General features: G+C 39.9%; 15 protein-coding genes and 1 pseudogene. 11 read left to right on the forward strand and 5 right to left on the reverse strand.

All coding sequences use genetic code 11. The features are described from left to right. Positions 1-134: 134 nt before the first annotated feature. From ACQKMR_RS15165 to ACQKMR_RS15185, 5 genes are all read left to right on the forward strand, one after another. A complete protein-coding gene (locus ACQKMR_RS15165; RefSeq protein WP_427698034.1) occupies positions 135-932 on the forward strand; it encodes a TIGR00282 family metallophosphoesterase in 798 nt (265 codons plus the stop codon). 180 nt (positions 933-1,112) lie between these two features. Then, entirely contained in the window at positions 1,113-1,373 is a 261-nt protein-coding gene (gene spoVS / locus ACQKMR_RS15170; protein ID WP_029281188.1) for a stage V sporulation protein SpoVS, read from the forward strand. 139 nt (positions 1,374-1,512) lie between these two features. Continuing rightward, positions 1,513-2,433: a dipeptidase gene (locus ACQKMR_RS15175; RefSeq protein ID WP_427698035.1), complete on the forward strand. Its 921-nt coding sequence runs from the start codon at positions 1,513-1,515 to the stop codon at positions 2,431-2,433. Positions 2,434-2,653: 220 nt separating this feature from the next. Then, positions 2,654-4,411, forward strand: a complete 1,758-nt coding sequence (locus tag ACQKMR_RS15180) for a 2-oxoacid:acceptor oxidoreductase subunit alpha (RefSeq protein ID WP_427698036.1) — start codon at positions 2,654-2,656, stop codon at positions 4,409-4,411. Further along, positions 4,398-5,264, forward strand: coding sequence for a 2-oxoacid:ferredoxin oxidoreductase subunit beta (locus ACQKMR_RS15185; protein WP_427698037.1), 867 nt, complete (start codon positions 4,398-4,400; stop codon positions 5,262-5,264). The genes ACQKMR_RS15180 and ACQKMR_RS15185 overlap by 14 nt, the downstream gene beginning before the upstream one ends. 101 nt (positions 5,265-5,365) lie before the next feature. On the opposite strand, the gene ACQKMR_RS15190 is transcribed toward ACQKMR_RS15185, so the two are convergent. Further along, entirely contained in the window at positions 5,366-5,608 is a 243-nt protein-coding gene (locus ACQKMR_RS15190; protein WP_427698038.1) for a hypothetical protein, read from the reverse strand. Positions 5,609-5,925: 317 nt separating this feature from the next. Here ACQKMR_RS15190 and tdh point away from each other — a divergent pair, with 317 nt between their 5' ends. The 6 genes from tdh to mutL all read left to right on the forward strand — a co-directional run bounded on the left by tdh (position 5,926) and on the right by mutL (position 15,025). Next, positions 5,926-6,969, forward strand: coding sequence for an L-threonine 3-dehydrogenase (gene tdh, locus ACQKMR_RS15195; protein WP_427698039.1), 1,044 nt, complete (start codon positions 5,926-5,928; stop codon positions 6,967-6,969). A 465-nt stretch (positions 6,970-7,434) separates the two neighbouring features. Continuing rightward, entirely contained in the window at positions 7,435-8,979 is a 1,545-nt protein-coding gene (gene miaB / locus ACQKMR_RS15200) for a tRNA (N6-isopentenyl adenosine(37)-C2)-methylthiotransferase MiaB (protein ID WP_427698040.1), read from the forward strand. A gap of 1 nt (position 8,980) precedes the next feature. After that, entirely contained in the window at positions 8,981-9,409 is a 429-nt protein-coding gene (locus ACQKMR_RS15205) for a RicAFT regulatory complex protein RicA family protein (RefSeq protein ID WP_427698041.1), read from the forward strand. 211 nt (positions 9,410-9,620) lie between these two features. Continuing rightward, a complete protein-coding gene (locus ACQKMR_RS15210; RefSeq protein ID WP_056526911.1) occupies positions 9,621-10,160 on the forward strand; it encodes an outer spore coat protein CotE in 540 nt (179 codons plus the stop codon). Positions 10,161-10,427: 267 nt separating this feature from the next. Continuing rightward, a complete protein-coding gene (mutS, locus tag ACQKMR_RS15215) occupies positions 10,428-13,055 on the forward strand; it encodes a DNA mismatch repair protein MutS (RefSeq protein ID WP_427698042.1) in 2,628 nt (875 codons plus the stop codon). 23 nt (positions 13,056-13,078) lie between these two features. Beyond that, on the forward strand, positions 13,079-15,025 hold the full coding sequence (gene mutL / locus ACQKMR_RS15220; RefSeq protein WP_427698043.1) for a DNA mismatch repair endonuclease MutL: 1,947 nt from the start codon (positions 13,079-13,081) through the stop codon (positions 15,023-15,025). 285 nt (positions 15,026-15,310) lie between these two features. On the opposite strand, the gene ACQKMR_RS15225 is transcribed toward mutL, so the two are convergent. From ACQKMR_RS15225 to ACQKMR_RS15240, 4 genes and pseudogenes are all read right to left on the reverse strand, one after another. Beyond that, the gene (locus tag ACQKMR_RS15225) at positions 15,311-15,595 is read right to left on the reverse strand and encodes a hypothetical protein (protein WP_427698044.1); all 285 of its coding nucleotides are present in this window, start codon (positions 15,593-15,595) and stop codon (positions 15,311-15,313) included. 734 nt (positions 15,596-16,329) lie between these two features. Then, a pseudogene (locus ACQKMR_RS15230) lies at positions 16,330-17,008 on the reverse strand (hypothetical protein). A 361-nt stretch (positions 17,009-17,369) separates the two neighbouring features. Beyond that, positions 17,370-17,711 carry a hypothetical protein gene (locus ACQKMR_RS15235; protein ID WP_427698045.1) on the reverse strand — a complete coding sequence of 114 codons (342 nt, stop codon included), beginning with the start codon at positions 17,709-17,711 and terminating at the stop codon, positions 17,370-17,372. Between the two features lie 26 nt (positions 17,712-17,737). Then, the coding region (locus tag ACQKMR_RS15240; RefSeq protein WP_427698046.1) for a hypothetical protein at positions 17,738-18,204 on the reverse strand (467 nt) is incomplete at its 5' end.

Raw genomic sequence — 18,204 nt, forward strand, 5'->3', positions numbered from 1 at the left:
GGTGCAAACCACTTCGTTTTCATTTTGCAATTATAGGGTGTTTTTTTCAAAATTATTATTACCTTATAGTATGTTAAAATACAGACATTGAATATTTTTATCATTAGACATGTGGATTTAGAAAGGGTTTTACTATGAAATTGCTATTTATTGGAGATGTTGTAGGGTCTCCTGGCCGTGATATGGTCCAAGAATACCTTCCAAAATTAAAAGAAAAGTATAAACCGCATATCACGGTTATTAATGGGGAAAATGCTGCAGGTGGCCGTGGAATTACGGAAAAGATTTACCGTAGTTTTCTAGAGTGGGGAGCGCAGGCGGTAACGATGGGGAATCATACATGGGATAATCGCGATATTTTCAATTTTATTGATGAAGCGAAATATCTCGTCCGTCCAGCAAACTTTCCAGAGGGAACTCCCGGAGAAGGAATAAAATTCATAAAATTGAACCAGCAGGAAATTGCGGTCATCAATTTGCAAGCAAGGACATTCATGCCTGATTTGGATTGTCCGTTTAAAAAAGCTGAAGAACTAGTATTGAAAGCTCAAAAAAGGACACCAATCATCTTTGTCGACTTTCATGGCGAGGCTACAAGTGAAAAGCAGGCGATGGGTTGGTTCTTAGATGGAAAAGTGACAGCTGTTGTAGGTACACACACACATGTCCAGACAGCCGATAACCGGGTTTTACCCGAAGGGACCGCTTATATAACAGATGTAGGTATGACAGGCCCATATGATGGCATTCTCGGTATGGAGAGAGGGGCAGTCATCCATCGCTTCTTGACCAGCCTTCCTGTTCGTTTCGAAGTGCCTAAAGAAGGGCGTACACTATTAAGTGCTGTGCTCTTAGATATTGATGATAAGACGGGCATGGCTAAAAAAATAGACCGAATACTAATTAATGAAGATCATCCGCTTTACACATGACTTGAATGGACAGCCAGTCAAATGACTGATTGTCCATTTTTTTAATTAATAATATCGATTGATGGACAATCCCTGTTTTCTTTGTCATACAAGTTTTACTTACTGAATATAGTAGCAGTGGAAAGTGTTATAACTATTGAGCCAAGTTATAATCGGCAGGGAAAACAAGGAGGACTAGGAATGGAAATATTAAAGGTTTCAGCAAAATCTAATCCTAATTCTGTAGCAGGCGCACTAGCGGGAGTGCTCAGAGAAAGAGGAGCAGCCGAAATTCAAGCAATCGGTGCAGGTGCGTTAAATCAAGCCGTCAAGGCAGTAGCAATCGCAAGAGGGTTTGTCGCACCTAGTGGAGTCGACTTGATTTGTATTCCTGCCTTTACAGATATACTTATTGATGGCGAAGAGAGAACGGCGATTAAACTAATCATTGAACCAAGATGATTTCATATGTGGATGCCCTGTTTGTCGGATGGCGAGCAGGCTCTTTTTTGTACTAAAATCCAAATGACGAAAAACCTTATCCAATTTTTAATAGAAGAACATATTAGCTATAAAAGTTAAACAAGAGAGGAGGATTATTTTGGCGATTTTTGATGCGCATTGTGATGTGTTAATGAAGATGTTTATAGATCCAGATATTTCTTTTTTGGACAGTGATAAGTTACATATAACAAAGCGGGGATTATTGGATGCAGGGGGAAAAGTCCAATGTTTTGCAATTTATATTCCAGAAAAAGTACACCCAGATATGAGATTTCAGGCAGCCTTAGCGATGGTTGATATTTTTCATGAAAAGATTTTATCAGAGCCGGAAATGAAATTTATACGGAGCAAGACGGACATCGATAATCTAAAGGAAAAAGAAATCGGTGCTATGCTTACATTGGAAGGCTGCGATTGTATTGGAAATGATTTATTAAAGCTAAAAACGCTTCTCCAACTGGGTGTTTCTTCAGTAGGACTAACATGGAATTATGCCAATCTTGTGGCTGATGGGGCATTAGAAACAAGAGGAAGTGGGTTGACACGATTTGGAACAGAGGTTGTGACCCTTTTAAATGAGCAATCGATTTGGTGTGATTTATCCCATTTATCTGAAGCTGGTTTTTGGGACACCTTAAAAAGAGCGGATTTTCCAATTGCATCCCATTCGAATGCGAATAATCTATGTTCGCATCCGCGGAATTTAAAAGATAGCCAGATAAAAGCCCTTTTACAAAAAAATGGTGTGATAGGGGTAACTTTTGTTCCACAATTTCTATCCAGTGGTCATTCGGCTTCTATAAAAGATATCTTGAACCATATTGACCATATATGCAGTTTGGGCGGGGAAAAACAAATTGGGTTTGGGTCTGACTTCGATGGAATAGAACATATGGTAGACAATTTAACATCATTTAATGATTATTATAACTTAATCAATGAGCTGAATAGGCTTTATTCTTCTGAGTTTGTAAAAGGACTTCTTTTTGAGAATTTCTCTCGGAATTTTCCACGTTAAAAGGTGATGAAATTAAATCTGACTATATAGATATGAATAAATATTCTGAAAATATAAAAAATGGGAGCAAAAAGGTTGCAATTTAATGATTTAACCGATAGAATTGAAAGCGTTTAGTACACCTTTCCTAAATAGAACGATTTATATACATAGTCTAATGTTCTGGCGAGAGGTGCGGTTAAATGCATTTATATACGAACGTTCTAAAGGAGTGTAAGACATGATCAATCAACTTTCATGGAAAGTTGGCGGACAACAAGGTGAAGGTATTGAAAGTACAGGAGAAATATTCTGTATTGCCCTCAATCGCTTAGGTTATTACTTGTATGGCTACCGTCATTTCTCATCCCGAATTAAGGGAGGACACACGAATAATAAAATTCGTGTAAGTACTACCGAAACTCGTGCTATCTCTGATGATTTAGACATCTTAGTTGCTTTTGACCAAGAAACAATTGACGTCAATTATAAAGAATTACATGAAGGTGGCATCATAATCGCGGATGCAAAATTCAAACCTGTCTGCCCAGAAGATACAAAGGCAGAATTATATATTGTTCCATTTACGGAAATCGCTGCAGAATTAGGCACGTCATTAATGAAAAACATGGTGGCTATCGGTGCAACATGTGCCGTACTGGGTATGGAAATTTCCGTATTCAACGATGTTGTTGATGAAATCTTCGGTCGTAAAGGTGAAGAAATCGTTAAAAAGAATATGGATGCCATTACTGCAGGCTACAAAGCCATGGAAGTACTGCTTGGAGAAAAGCTTGGCGCAATGGAGCTAGATAAAGCAGACGGACAGAAGCGTTTATTCATGATCGGAAATGATGCTATCGCTCTAGGAGCTGTGGCAGGTGGATGTCGCTTCATGGCAGCATACCCAATTACTCCGGCCTCTGAAATTATGGAATATCTAATCAAAAAACTTCCGCAACTAGGTGGTACTGTCATTCAGACAGAAGATGAAATCGCAGCAGCCACAATGGCAATCGGTGCAAACTACGGTGGTGTTCGTGCTATCACAGCTTCTGCTGGTCCAGGACTTTCTTTAAAAATGGAGGCAATTGGCTTAGCGGGTATTACCGAGACGCCTATTGTTATTGTTGATACACAACGTGGCGGTCCTTCTACTGGACTTCCTACGAAACAAGAGCAATCTGATTTAATGGCCATGATTTATGGTACACACGGTGAAATCCCCAAAATCGTCATGGCTCCAAGTACTGTTGAAGAAGCATTTTATGATACGGCAGAAGCGTTCAATCTCGCGGAAGAATATCAATGTCCGGTTATCATTTTATCCGACTTACAGCTATCGCTAGGTAAACAAACGGTTCAGCCGCTTGATTACAGCAAAGTGGAGATCAGACGCGGGAAATTGATAGATTTTGAAATTGAAGAACCAGAAAACAAATCATATTTCAAACGTTATAAAGTAACGGAAGACGGCGTTTCACCTCGTGTTGTTCCTGGTATGAAAAATGGAATTCACCATGTTACTGGTGTTGAACATGATGAAACAGGTAGACCTTCTGAGACGGCTGTGAATCGTAAAGTGCAGATGGATAAACGGATGCGTAAGCTGAATAATTTAGCTAACACTTTCCATACACCAGTATACAAAAACACACCGCATGAAGAAGCGGATTTATTAATTCTTGGTTTTAACTCTACCCGTGGTACGATTGATGAAGCTATTGGTAGACTAGAAACGGATGGAGTAAAAGTGAATCATGCGCAAATTCGTTTGATTCATCCGTTCCCAACCGATGAAGTTCTATCTTTAGTACAATCGGCTAAGGAAGTAGTAGTAATTGAAAATAATGCGACTGGACAATTGGCTAATATTATCAAGATGAATGTCGGACATGTTAATAAAATTAAAAGCATCCTAAAATATGATGGCAACCCATTCCTCCCGCATGAAATTCACACACAATGCAAGGAGATGTTCGAATATGGCAACGTTTAAAGAGTTTCGTAATGATGTTAAACCTAACTGGTGTCCTGGCTGCGGAGATTTCTCCGTTCAGGCTGCCATGCAGCGTGCGGCAGCCAATGTAGGATTGGAGCCGGAAAACTTGGCTGTTGTTTCTGGTATCGGCTGTTCAGGCCGTATTTCAGGTTACATCAAGTCATATGGCTTCCACGGAATTCATGGCCGCTCGCTGCCGATTGCCCAAGGAGTGAAAATGGCCAACCGTGAATTGACCGTTATAGCTTCAGGCGGAGACGGAGACGGTTTTGCAATCGGGATGGGACATACTATTCATGCAATCCGTCGTAATATTGATATTACGTATATTGTAATGGATAACCAAATTTATGGTTTGACAAAAGGCCAGACTTCTCCGCGATCAGCTGCTGGATTTAAGACAAAATCCACTCCTGAAGGATCAATCGAGCAGGCTGTTTCACCAATGGAATTAGCGTTATCGGCTGGTGCTACATTTGTTGCACAAAGCTTTTCGACTGACTTAAAAGACTTGACAGCGATCATTGAAGCAGGGATTAATCATAAAGGGTTCTCCTTTATCAATGTTTTCTCTCCATGCGTAACATATAACAAGATTAATACGTACGATTGGTTCAAACAAAACTTAACAAAACTAAGCACGATTGAAGGTTATGATTCTTCAAATAAAGAACAGGCCATGCAAACATTAATGAAGCATGACAGTCTTGTGACAGGGATCATCTATCAAGATTCTTCACGCCCTTCTTATCAGGAATTAGTTCCAGGTTATGCAGAAGAAGCATTAAATAAATCTGATCTAACTCTAGATCAAGCTCATTTTGATAAGCTTGTTGCAGAATTTATGTAAAAGAAAAGGTTCACCCCAATGGATGGGGTGAACCTTTTTTGTGGGAAATTAAGCGTTCCAGTAGCAATGCCTAATGTAAGAACACATACTACTGGCTTAGCTTAACAATCGTTATGGCATCCGCCGAAGTTACGGTTAAAAACCGCATCCGCCACCGCATCCGCCACCGAAACCGCGACCGAAACCGCCACAGAAACCGCCTCCGAAACCGAAGCAACAACGATTCCTTCTTCTACAACAACAACGTTCATGATGATGATGATGATGATGCTCGCGGTGACGATCACAGTCGCGATCGCGATCGCGGTCACAATCGCGGTCACGGTCACGATCGCGTCTATCACAGCGTCTCACTCGACGACAGAAATCGTCTTCGTTCCTTTCATGGTGATGGTGGTCACGATTATGATTATCAGAACATGACATATAAGTCACTCCTTAAATTATTTTTGTTGTACGAGATATCTTATTCAAGAGCGGACAGGATGCTATGGGAATATGACCTTGTTAGTGAAAATGTACGATAGCCCTAACATTATGTTTAGTCATTAAAGGTAAAGGGAAAATGGCACGTACATTAGGAATACTGGTATTTTTTCAGTCTGTTTTTCATACATTTAATATATTCAGGAAATGTAGCCCTATTTCAGGGGGAATGTATATGTTGAAAGGGAAAATGAAAGCAGTTGTCAAACATCACCGAGGATATGGGGCACAATTGCAAGCTGTCGATATTCCGGATATTCGTGAAGATGAGGTCTTAATTCGAATTAAAATGGCTTCGATCTGCGGGACGGACCTTCACATTTTTACGTGGGATAAATGGTCGCAGGGAAGAGTGAATCCACCATATGTATTTGGGCATGAATTTGCCGGAGAAGTGATTGAGGTAGGGGGGAATGTGAGTAATGTTTCAGTCGGTGATTACGTTTCCGCCGAAACCCATATCGTGTGCGGTACATGCCGGCAATGTTTAACGGGACAGTCACACATTTGTAAAAATACAAACATTATTGGTCTCGATACACAGGGATGCTTTGCTGAATATGTAGCTTTGCCAGCTAAGAACCTTTGGAAAAATCCGGTTGACATGCCACTTGATATAGCTACGATCCAAGAACCGATGGGAAATGCCGTCCATTCTGTGCTTGCTGGTGAAGTGCTTGGAAAAACGGTGGCTATCATCGGCTGCGGGCCGATTGGGCTTATGGCTGTGGCTGTAGCAAAGGCGGCCGGTGCAGATAAAGTTATCGCTCTTGATGTTAATGATTATCGACTTCAGCTGGCAAAAAAGATGGGGGCTTCGCACACAATTCATTCAATCAAGCAAAATCCTCTGGAAATCACGGCCAGACTCACAGATAAGGATGGGGTGGATGTGATCTGTGAAATGAGCGGTAATCCTACAGCCATCGATCAAGGGTTTAAAATGGCTACAAATGGCGGAAGAATATCAATTTTGAGTTTGCCAGCTCAATCGGTCACGCTTAATATAACGGAGGATATTGTGTTTAAGGGTCTTACTGTCCAAGGGATAACAGGAAGAAAAATGTTCTCAACCTGGCAGCAGGTTTCAAGCCTGCTAGGAAGTGGAAAAGTTGATGTCAAACCGATGATTACGCATCGTTTTTCACTAAGTGACTTTGAAAAGGGATTTGAACTGATGATCAAGGGACAGTGCGGTAAGGTTCTCTTAATACCTTAGCCAATTGAAAAGAAGAGAAATGAAAGGTTATGATATTTAAAAGGAGAAAGTGATGCTTTAAAAAAAGCTGGAACATTTCGAACACTAGTGACGGCCGAGCATAAAAAAGATGAACTATCCATTGCATTGTCGGCTATTGAAAAACCCGGAAAGGAACTAGGAATTATTTAATTAAGTAATAAGAAGAAGCTTAGTTCGTCACATGAAATGTGGTGAATTGAGCTTTTTTAATACTTATCTTTACCGAATTTGTGAAATTTTTCTTACAAATGAAGTTGGCACGACAGAATGATTGTTTCTTGCTGGTAAAAGCTTTATACTATGTTAATGTGGATATATCACACTTAATAGCTAATATTTACTGGTAATTTTAAAAGAAAAATACGTATAAAAATCATTAGAACAAGACAGGTCTTGAAATAGTTGGGGAAGCAAATAAACTAACTATTTTGAAAGGAGATTAACATGAACGAGAAACAACGATTAGAATCACAACGAGTACAGGCTGAAAATCCAGCGGACAAAAAATCCGACAAGGACTACAGTAAGTACTTTCAGGCCGTTTATATTCCGCCGTCCTTAAAAGATGCTAAAAAACGAGGTAAAGAAGAAGTCGAATATCATGATGATTTTGCGATTCCAGAAGATTTCCGTGGAATGGGAGAAGGCAAAAAGTTCTATATTCGTACATTCGGTTGTCAAATGAATGAACATGACACAGAAGTCATGGCTGGTATCTTAACGGCCCTAGGCTATCAACCGACAAACACTGTGGATGATGCTAACGTCATTTTACTTAACACTTGTGCGATTCGGGAAAATGCAGAGAATAAAGTATTCGGGGAACTAGGCCATTTAAAATCATTGAAATTGGAACGACCTGATTTATTGCTTGGTGTTTGTGGCTGTATGTCTCAAGAAGAATCAGTTGTAAAAAGAATCCTTGAGAAACATCATTTTGTTGATATGATTTTCGGAACTCACAACATTCATCGTCTACCCCAAATCCTAAATGAAGCATATCTTTCTAAGGAAATGGTCATTGAGGTTTGGTCTAAAGAAGGCGATGTAATAGAGAACCTTCCGAAAGTGCGTAAAGGCAAAACGAAAGCATGGGTCAATATCATGTATGGCTGCGATAAATTTTGTACTTACTGCATCGTACCTTTCACGAGGGGAAAAGAAAGAAGCCGCCGTCCGGAAGATATCATTCAGGAAGTCCGTCATTTAGCGGCACAAGGATACAAAGAAATAACTTTGCTTGGCCAAAATGTGAATGCATATGGTAAAGATTTTACGGATATTAAATACCGTCTCGGTGATTTGATGGATGAAATCCGCAAGATTGATATTCCTCGTATTCGTTTTACAACTAGTCATCCACGTGACTTTGATGATCATTTGATTGAAGTCCTAGCTAAAGGTGGTAATCTAGTAGACCACATCCATCTTCCTGTTCAATCAGGAAGTACTGAAACGCTTAAGATTATGGCTCGTAAATATACGCGCGAACAATATTTAGAGCTAGTTAGAAAAATTAAAGAAGCGATCCCAACTGCATCTTTAACAACAGACATCATTGTCGGCTATCCGAATGAAACGGAAGAGCATTTTGAAGAAACAATGTCTTTATACCGAGAAGTTGGTTTCGACGCTGCTTATACCTTCATTTATTCACCACGTGAGGGAACACCAGCCGCGAAAATGCAGGATAATGTACCGATGGAAGTGAAAAAAGAACGCCTGCAACGCTTGAATGCGCTTGTTAATGAAACGTGTGCGTTAAAAATGAAAGAGTATGATGGACAGATTGTTGAAGTCCTTGTAGAAGGTGAAAGCAAGAAGAATCCGGATGTGTTAGCAGGTTATACAACGAAAAATAAGCTTGTGAACTTCAAAGGACCGAAATCTGCGATTGGCCAAATCGTAAAGGTGAAAATCACTGGAACGAAAACATGGTCATTAAATGGGGATATGGTTGAAGAAGCTACAGCAATTGAGGTGGAGTAAAATGACGAAGTATACAAAAGACGATATATTAACAAAAGCGGCCGAGTTGGCTGAAATGATTGCCAGCACGGAGGAAGTCGATTTCTTTAAACGGGCGGAAGCTCACATCAACGAAAACCAAAAAATCCGTGAAATGATCGCCAGCATCAAAAGCCTGCAAAAGCAGGCTGTTAACTTCCAAAATTATGGAAAAGAGAAAGCGTACGGCCAAGTTCAGGCCAAAATTGATGCACTTGAAAAACAATTAGACGAACTTCCGATTGTCCAAGAATTCAAACAATCCCAAGTTGATGTAAATGATCTATTACAAATGGTCTCCTCACAAGTTTCAAATAAGGTTACGGATTTAATTATTGAATCAACCGAAGGAGACATCCTTCGCGGTGAAACAGGTTCGCAGGTACAGGCCGGCGGCGGAAGCTGTTCATAAACTTTTTTAAAACCCTTCTGATTTCAGGAGGGCTTTTTTATACTCGTAAATCCTTATACAGTGCCCATTCGTGACACATATCCCAAAACATGCGCATAAAATAACCTAGGTTTAAAACAATACAGCAGTTTTCAAACTATAAAATTCTACGCACACTAGACTTTTACCACGCATAGGATGAATGGAAACTGTATGAGGAGGGTTCGCTAGCATGTCACAATATAGAGAGATAATTACTAAAGCGGTGGTGGCAAAGGGACGGAAATTCACTAAGTCCTCTCACACCATTTGCCCGGCTCATCATCCTTCTAGCATTCTAGGTTGTTGGATCATCAACCATAAATACGATGCAAAGAAAGTCGGCAAAAAGGTAGAAATTCACGGCAGCTACGAAATCAACGTTTGGTATTCCTATAACCATAATTCAAAGACGGAAGTTGTTACTGAAAAAGTACAATATACCGACGTGATTTCGCTGAAATACCGTGATCCGGATTGTCATGATGACCACGAAATCGTTGCACAAGCTGTCCAACAGCCAAATTGTTTAGAAGCTTGCATCTCCCCGTGTGGACAAAAAATCATTGTTCATGTGGAAAGAGAATTCTTTGTAGAAGTCGTCGGCGAAACAAAAATTTGTGTCGCTGTAAATCCAGATGGCCGCTGTGAGGATGACTGGGGCTCTGATTTCGATGATGAGGAGTTCGAAGATTTAGATCCGGATTTCCTAGATGAATTCGAAGACGAATAGAATATAGAAAGTCACTACCGGATGACATTCCCTTCATCCGGTTTTATTTAATTTGAAGAGGGACAGGCTTTTTACAGGCATATTGATATACCAGTCAATTAGTCTAAGTTTTACTTGAGAACACCAGTTGATAATAGTAAATTTATCAGAGGTACTCACAGGTTCAGGAATTTACCCTGCAATTCGAATACAGGCAATGTTGTCCCATATGTTATAATAAAGGACATATGAAATTAATAGATTTTAGTTAGGAAAGGTTTTGAAAGAATGGCTGGATATACTCCGATGATTCAACAATATTTAAAAATTAAGGCAGAGTATCAGGATGCCTTTTTATTTTTTCGTTTAGGCGATTTTTATGAAATGTTTTTTGATGACGCGCTCAATGCGTCACAGGAGCTCGAAATAACATTAACGAGCCGAGAAGGTGGAAGTGAAGACCGAATTCCAATGTGTGGGATTCCGTATCATTCGGCGGCTAATTATATTGATATATTGATAGAAAAAGGATTTAAAGTAGCGATTTGTGAACAGACAGAAGATCCTAAGCAAGCTAAAGGGGTAGTACGCAGGGAAGTCGTCCAACTAATTACGCCGGGAACGAAAATGGATAGCAAGGGGCTTCGTGAGAAAGAAAACAATTACATCGCGACAATCACAAATTTTTCTGATGGCCAGTTTGGTTTTGGATACAACGATTTATCGACAGGTGAAAATAAGGTCACCTTGATTGAGAACTTTGATGAGGTACTGAATGAATTTGCCATCCTTGGTGCGAGCGAAGTGGTTATTGCTAGTGATTTTAATGAAGAATGGAAAAAGAATCTTCAGGAACGGGGCGCTGCCGCTTTATCACAAGAGGACAACTTGGAACAAAGTGAGTCGTTCGCTCCTTTATTGCATCTATTAAAGGATGAAAAGCAGAGAACAACGACCTCGCGTTTATTGAATTATTTATATCGTACCCAAAAACGCAGTCTTGATCATTTGCAGCCGGTTCTTGCATATGAGACGTCACATTATATGAAAATTGATTATTATAGCAAACGAAATTTGGAATTGACTGAAACCATACGTTCCAAAGGCAAAAAAGGATCATTATTATGGCTTCTTGATGAAACAAAAACAGCAATGGGTGGACGTATGCTTAAGCAGTGGATTGACAGACCACTCATTAATAAAAAACAAATTGAGCGGAGACAAAGTCTTGTTGAAACTCTAAAGAGTCAATACTTCGAACGTCAAGACCTCCGTGAGCGCCTGAAGGAAGTGTACGATTTGGAGAGGCTTGCCGGACGGGTCGCCTTTGGGAATGTTAACGCGCGAGACTTGATCCAGTTGAAACGTTCGTTGCAACAGGTGCCTGTCATCCGTGAAATCGTAAAGTCAATGGCCTCCAATCAGGATATTTCTGTTCTAGCTGATAAATTGGACCCATGTGAAGAAGTGACAGATATGCTCGAAACTGCGCTTGTTGAAAACCCGCCGTTGTCCGTTAAAGAAGGGAATATTATTCGAGATGGTTTCCATACGGAGCTGGATACATACCGAGATGCCAGTAGGAACGGAAAAACTTGGATTGCTCAGCTTGAACGCGAGGAACGAGAACGCACAGGGATTAGGTCATTGAAAATCGGTTATAACCGTGTGTTTGGCTATTATATTGAAGTCACCCGTGCGAATTTACATCTGCTTGAAGAGGGGCGCTATGAACGGAAGCAGACTTTAACGAATGCTGAACGTTATATCACACCTGAATTAAAAGAAAAGGAAGCGTTAATTTTACAAGCCGAGGAAAAAAGCATCGGTTTAGAATATGACTTATTCCTCAATCTTCGCGAAGAGATAAAAAGCTATATCCCGCGTTTACAAGATCTAGCGAAAGGCGTAAGTGAGCTAGACGTTCTACAATGTTTTGCCACAATTAGCGAAGAGCGTCATTATGTGAAGCCGGTCTTTTCAGAGAATCGAAGAATTATTTTGAAGGAAGGACGCCATCCTGTAGTCGAAAAAGTGCTTCAATCACAGGAGTATGTCCCAAATGACTGCTTTATGGATAGCGAAGGGGAACTACTTTTAATTACAGGTCCGAATATGTCCGGGAAAAGTACGTATATGCGTCAGATTGCGTTAACATCTATTCTGGCACAAATTGGCTGCTTCGTATCAGCAACTACAGTTGAATTACCTATTTTTGACAAAGTGTTTACTAGGATTGGAGCGGCCGATGATCTGATTTCCGGCCAGAGTACGTTTATGGTCGAGATGCTTGAAGCAAGAAATGCGATCACTAATGCAACTGAAAACAGTCTGATTTTGTTTGATGAAATCGGACGTGGGACCTCCACTTACGATGGTATGGCACTTGCTCAGGCCATCATAGAATATATTCATGAAGAAATTGGTGCAAAGACACTCTTTTCAACACACTATCACGAATTGACTGTACTCGCATCGGAGCTACCTAAATTGAAAAATATCCATGTTAGTGCAATTGAGCAAAATGGAAATGTTGTCTTCCTTCATAAAATAAAAGAAGGTCCAGCAGATAAAAGTTATGGAATTCATGTGGCAAAGCTTGCTGATTTACCGAAACAGTTAATTGACCGTGCAGCAGCTATTTTAGCACAGTTAGAAAATGAAAATGGCCAAGTAAAGGAATTGCCTGCTCAGCCAGCCGTTGTTTCAAAAGCACCAATTACTGAAACAGCTCCTAAAGCGGAGGTCAATGAGGCACAGCTATCCTTTTTCAGAGAAGAGACTCCTAAAGAAAAAATGAGTTCTTCTCCTAAGGAAAAAAAGGTGCTAGATGACATTAAATCGCTTGATATCCTGGAAATGACACCACTCGAGGCGATGAATATTCTTTATAAATTGCAAAAGAAACTAAAATGAAATATTAAAGTGAGGCGATGGAAATGGGGAAAATCATACAGCTTGACGAGGCTTTATCGAATAAAATCGCAGCTGGCGAAGTTGTTGAACGCCCTGCCTCAGTTGTGAAGGAACTAGTGGAAAATGCCATTGATGCTAACAGTACCATCATAGAGATTGAATTAGTGGAGGCTGGACTTGGTTCCATCCGAATTGTAGACAATGGGGATGGGATATTAGCTGATGATATTGAGGCAGCTTTTAAACGTCATGCTACAAGTAAAATAAAAGATGAGAATGACCTATTTCGGATTCGGACGCTTGGATTCCGAGGCGAAGCTATGCCGAGTATCGCTTCAGTTTCCCGTTTCGAACTGAAAAGCTGCACCGGTGAAGGAGTGGGAACACGTATACTTCTTGAAGGTGGCATCGTTAAGGAACTCGAAGCTTCGTCCAGTCGGAAAGGTACGGATATCATGGTTTCCGACTTGTTTTACAATACACCTGCCCGGTTGAAATATATGAAAACAATTCATACCGAACTCGGTAATATTACGGATGTAGCTAACCGACTAGCACTTTCCCACCCGGATGTTTCTATTCGTTTATCACACAATGATAAGCGTATCTTGCATACGAATGGTAATGGGGATGTGAGGCAAGTACTAGCAGCAATTTACGGTATGAATATCGCTAAAAAGATGATTCCAATTCAGGCAAGCTCATTGGACTTCACTCTATCTGGATATATCGTTATGCCCGAGGTCACCCGTGCCTCACGAAATTATATATCAACGATGATAAACGGTCGGTTTATAAAAAACTATGCAATTGTGAAAGCCATCTTGGATGGATATCATACGCTTCTTCCTATTGGCCGTTTCCCGATTGCCTTATTAAATATTGAAATGGATCCAATTTTGGTCGATGTCAACGTTCATCCATCTAAAATGGAGGTAAGACTTAGTAAGGAACAGGAATTGTACAGTTTAGTGTCGGAAACAATTAAATCTGCGTTCAAAAAACTGTCTTTAATACCAAGTGGATATACACCCTCACCAAAGCTGGAACAGGTAAAAAGTGAGCAAACTACGCTAGATTTAGATCATGTCGTGGAAAGCGGAAAGCGGGTCCTTGAAGAAGCAAAGAAAGAAGCCTCACTCCTGAAAAATACCTTGATTCGTGAAAATCAGGAGCAGAAGAACTACCAAGACCCTGTTGGAGAAATCATGGATATTGAACCAATAGAGGAATTAATTTACAGTGTTGACGAACAGCAGGAAATGGCAGACGTATATATCCCGGTCATTCCGGAAGACGAAAGAAGACCATATGTCGAATCCTCCGAAGGGTATACAACATATACAGTCGAACATGACGAAGAAAACGAAATCGATGAAACGGCAAGCCGCGTCCCGCCCATGTACCCTATCGGGCAAATGCATGGTACGTATATTTTCGCCCAAAACGAAAAAGGCTTGTATATCATTGACCAGCACGCTGCCCAGGAACGGGTTAAATATGAATATTTTAAAGAAAAAGTCGGACGTGTCGAAAACGAGCTACAGGATATGCTGGTTCCCATCACACTTGAATTTTCGACCGACCAATGTATCCGAATAAATGAATACCAGCATGAACTGGAAAAAGTCGGCGTCTATTTAGAGGAGTTCGGCTATAATGCATATATTGTTCGTTCACATCCTCAGTGGTTTCCTAAAGGTATTGAACAGGAAATCCTTGAAGAAATGATTGAACAATTATTATCTATGAAAAAAGTCGACATCAAAAAACTGCGCGAAGAAGCGGCGATCATGATGAGCTGTAAAGCCTCAATAAAGGCAAACCGTCATCTGCGCAATGACGAAATTCAAGCACTATTAGATGAATTAAGACAAACAACAGACCCATTTACTTGCCCACACGGAAGACCAATAATCATCTCATATTCGATTTATGAGATGGAGAAGATGTTCAAGCGGGTCATGTAATTAAAAGCGATGGAGAATCCTTTATTTGATAGGGTTCTCCATCGCTTTTTTAGTTAAATGACCACATTTATTGCTCAATGCTCTTGTTACCTAGAGCTTTTGAAAAGTTCTCTGCAGAGGAGTCCTGTATATTCTGAGTACAGAAGTTTTGAAGAAGACTTCTAAATTAAGTGTAATGGTTTTTAGCTGTTGCACCTTTTTCCCTGAATGGTTATTATTCGTGGTTGCTTGGAGTATGGCCGAGAGACCTTTCTTGTTCACTGCAAACCAGACAAAATGTGATGTTTACTGTTCTTTTGAAATATTATTATTCCTTTTCTTTTTTACTAAAAGAATGATTGCAATGACAAAAGCTATTACGCTATATATCCAGGTAAACATAAAAGCAAGGCCCAATCCGATATTTGCATCCACATAATCGCTGTTCACATGATCTATGGCTAAATATGGAAGCGGCGCACCTCCAATGATGAGCAGGATGACCAATAAAACATTCTTTTTCGTATTCCTGGTTGATAAAAAAATAATGATGAAGGATAGCAAGAGAAACGTTTCTGAAGCTATCGTCAAAGTTACCAGATTGCTAATAATAATTCACTCCTAATCATAGTTGTATAAATGGAATACATTTTTTTAGATGTGTTCCCTTATATCTATGTTCCTTTTCGTCCCTTTTACATAAATCACAAAATTTTTTTTATTTAACTTTGTTTACTGCTGATTATAGAAACTACTGTGGCACATGCATAACTACATGATCGTTTAACAAGTGGCCCGGTTAGTGTAGCCGTGGTGTCTGGTTTAGAGTGAATAACAAAGCAGGGAATTAGTCTATAGTGTCGAATTGAGTAGGCAAAGGGAGCTGGTAACATGGCCAATCTTTATAAGTTCAGTAAATGGACAGAGAGATTATTAGTACTGCAAAGTGGCTTCAAAGCGAAATGTACATCAGACTTAATGAATGCGAAATCAGTAGTTTATTAAAAAAAGTATATAAGGATGATAAGAATAAAAATTTATCATTAACTTAAAAAATTTAGCCTGAAAATTCCAATTTGGATGAGTGTATTTGGAAACTAAAAACTGCTGTTTATGGCAATATTTTTTTGTATGTAAAATAAGCCGAAAATATATATAAAGATGAATAAAAACATGTATATTTTCGACTTATAAAATATTCAATTTGGTACTAAAGTGCCAGTTCACAGATCGCTAAACAAAGACATCATCTCAATTTGTTTTAAATCACTCTTTTATTTACGATAATCCTGCTTTGAAAAAGTGTACTCCAATCAAGTAATTTTTTAATCCTGTGTACTGGATCTGTACTTGAATTTAGGCTCTGTCTGATTAAAATATCCATTTCTTACCTCTGCGCTCAAATTCGCAAAGCTTCTCTCCATTGAATACTACTAAAGAATTCATCAACAGATTGATTTTCAGAATCCCAAACTATAAATGTGTTGAGTGGGGCAATTCCTCCTGCCCAAATTCCAGTATTTGTGTCAGTATTATCTTCTCTTACTAATAATATGGGTAGTCTAAATTGAAAAGCCATTGAGGGCTCTTTTTGTAAAAAATTGAGCCTTCCCAAAACGGAGTGAATGATGGAGGTTGTCCTACATTAGTATCAATAATCTCAACGAGGAAGCGACGAAAGTTGATTGCCAACATTCTATAGCCTGATGAAACCAACCGACGAATACTTGTTAAAATAGTTTCTAGATATTGTTCACTTACAGGCAAGTACGTGGAAGCAATGCGTTCTCAATCTCTAAAATAAGACGGTTTTGAAACTGTTGTTGTTTTTGATTTTAACGTATTTGATGTGCTTAAAAATATGGGAATACGAAAGGCACGATCAACGCATTCCTGGTATCCCGATGATGGATATACTTCCTCCTTTAAAGGTTCATTTTTAGAATTACTTGAGGAATCTGTATCTTTATTATCTTTATATTTATCTTTATCACTACCGTTAATTCTTATGGTGGTGATGTTTTTTTAGGAATTGATATTTGTAAGACCATAAAGAAGTTGTTACTTTGACGAAACGGGCATAGAGGCAAGTTCTGCATCCGTTATTTGTATGGGTGCTGATAAAATTAGAGCACATGCTAATGGCCCACTATGCTCAAACATTTGTAGCTGGGGACGCTAAAAAACTTCGGAAAGCGGCTGATGATGTTGACAAGGTTAGTCAAGCTGTACTGAAATCATATAAATAGACCATGTCTCGTGATTTGTTTCCTTGAAATGGATATTTTATCTAAAAAAAAGAACCATCACCATTTAATTACATGAAATGGAGGTGGTTCTTTTCAGCGATATCTTACATTTTGTTTTATGCTAGCTGTTGAATCACAATAGATGCACTTACAACCAAAGGACCCGAACCGGAAACCGTATTATTCAAATGAGTCGTACCATCAATGTTGCGTAAGGTAATAATATCCCCTGCGGCTAATACTGTGATAATTTGGCCCCCATAAGTTTCGTTACCAGAGCGTGATCCATAATTGGAACCTGGTATTTGGGTCACACCATTGAATAAAGCGAATGCAGAAGTCCCATTTTGAGGGAATACTTCATAGGTAATGAGATAGGTTCCGTCTTGATTGATCACAATTTCAGCATCCCCAGGAACGTGTGTAACAAGACCTGGAGGTGCGATGATTCCGTTCACAAGAAAGGTAACTGCCTCATTTGCATCTAGATCTTGCTCGGTAGTGTCATAAATGAAAGCAAAACCTTCCTCAGGTCCTCTAGGTCCTTGAGGTCCTTGGAATCCTTGAGGTCCTTGAGGTCCTTGGAATCCTTGAGGTCCTTGGAACCCTTGAGGTCCTTGGAATCCTTGAGGCCCTTGGAACCCTTGAGGTCCTTGAGGTCCTTGGAATCCTTGAGGTCCTTGGAATCCTTGAGGTCCTTGGAATCCTTGAGGTCCTTGAGGTCCTTGGAATCCTTGAGGTCCTTGAGGTCCTTGGAATCCTTGAGGTCCTTGAGGTCCTTGGAATCCTTGCGGCCCTTGAGGTCCTTGGAATCCTTGAGGTCCTTGGAATCCTTGAGGTCCTTGAGATCCTTGAGGTCCTTGGAATCCTTGAGGTCCTTGGAACCCTTGAGGTCCTTGGAACCCTTGAGGTCCTTGGAACCCTTGAGGTCCTTGGAATCCTTGAGGTCCT

Source organism: Peribacillus sp. NPDC096540, assembly GCF_050278525.1.
In the GTDB taxonomy this organism is placed as follows: Bacteria; Bacillota; Bacilli; order Bacillales; family DSM-1321; genus Peribacillus.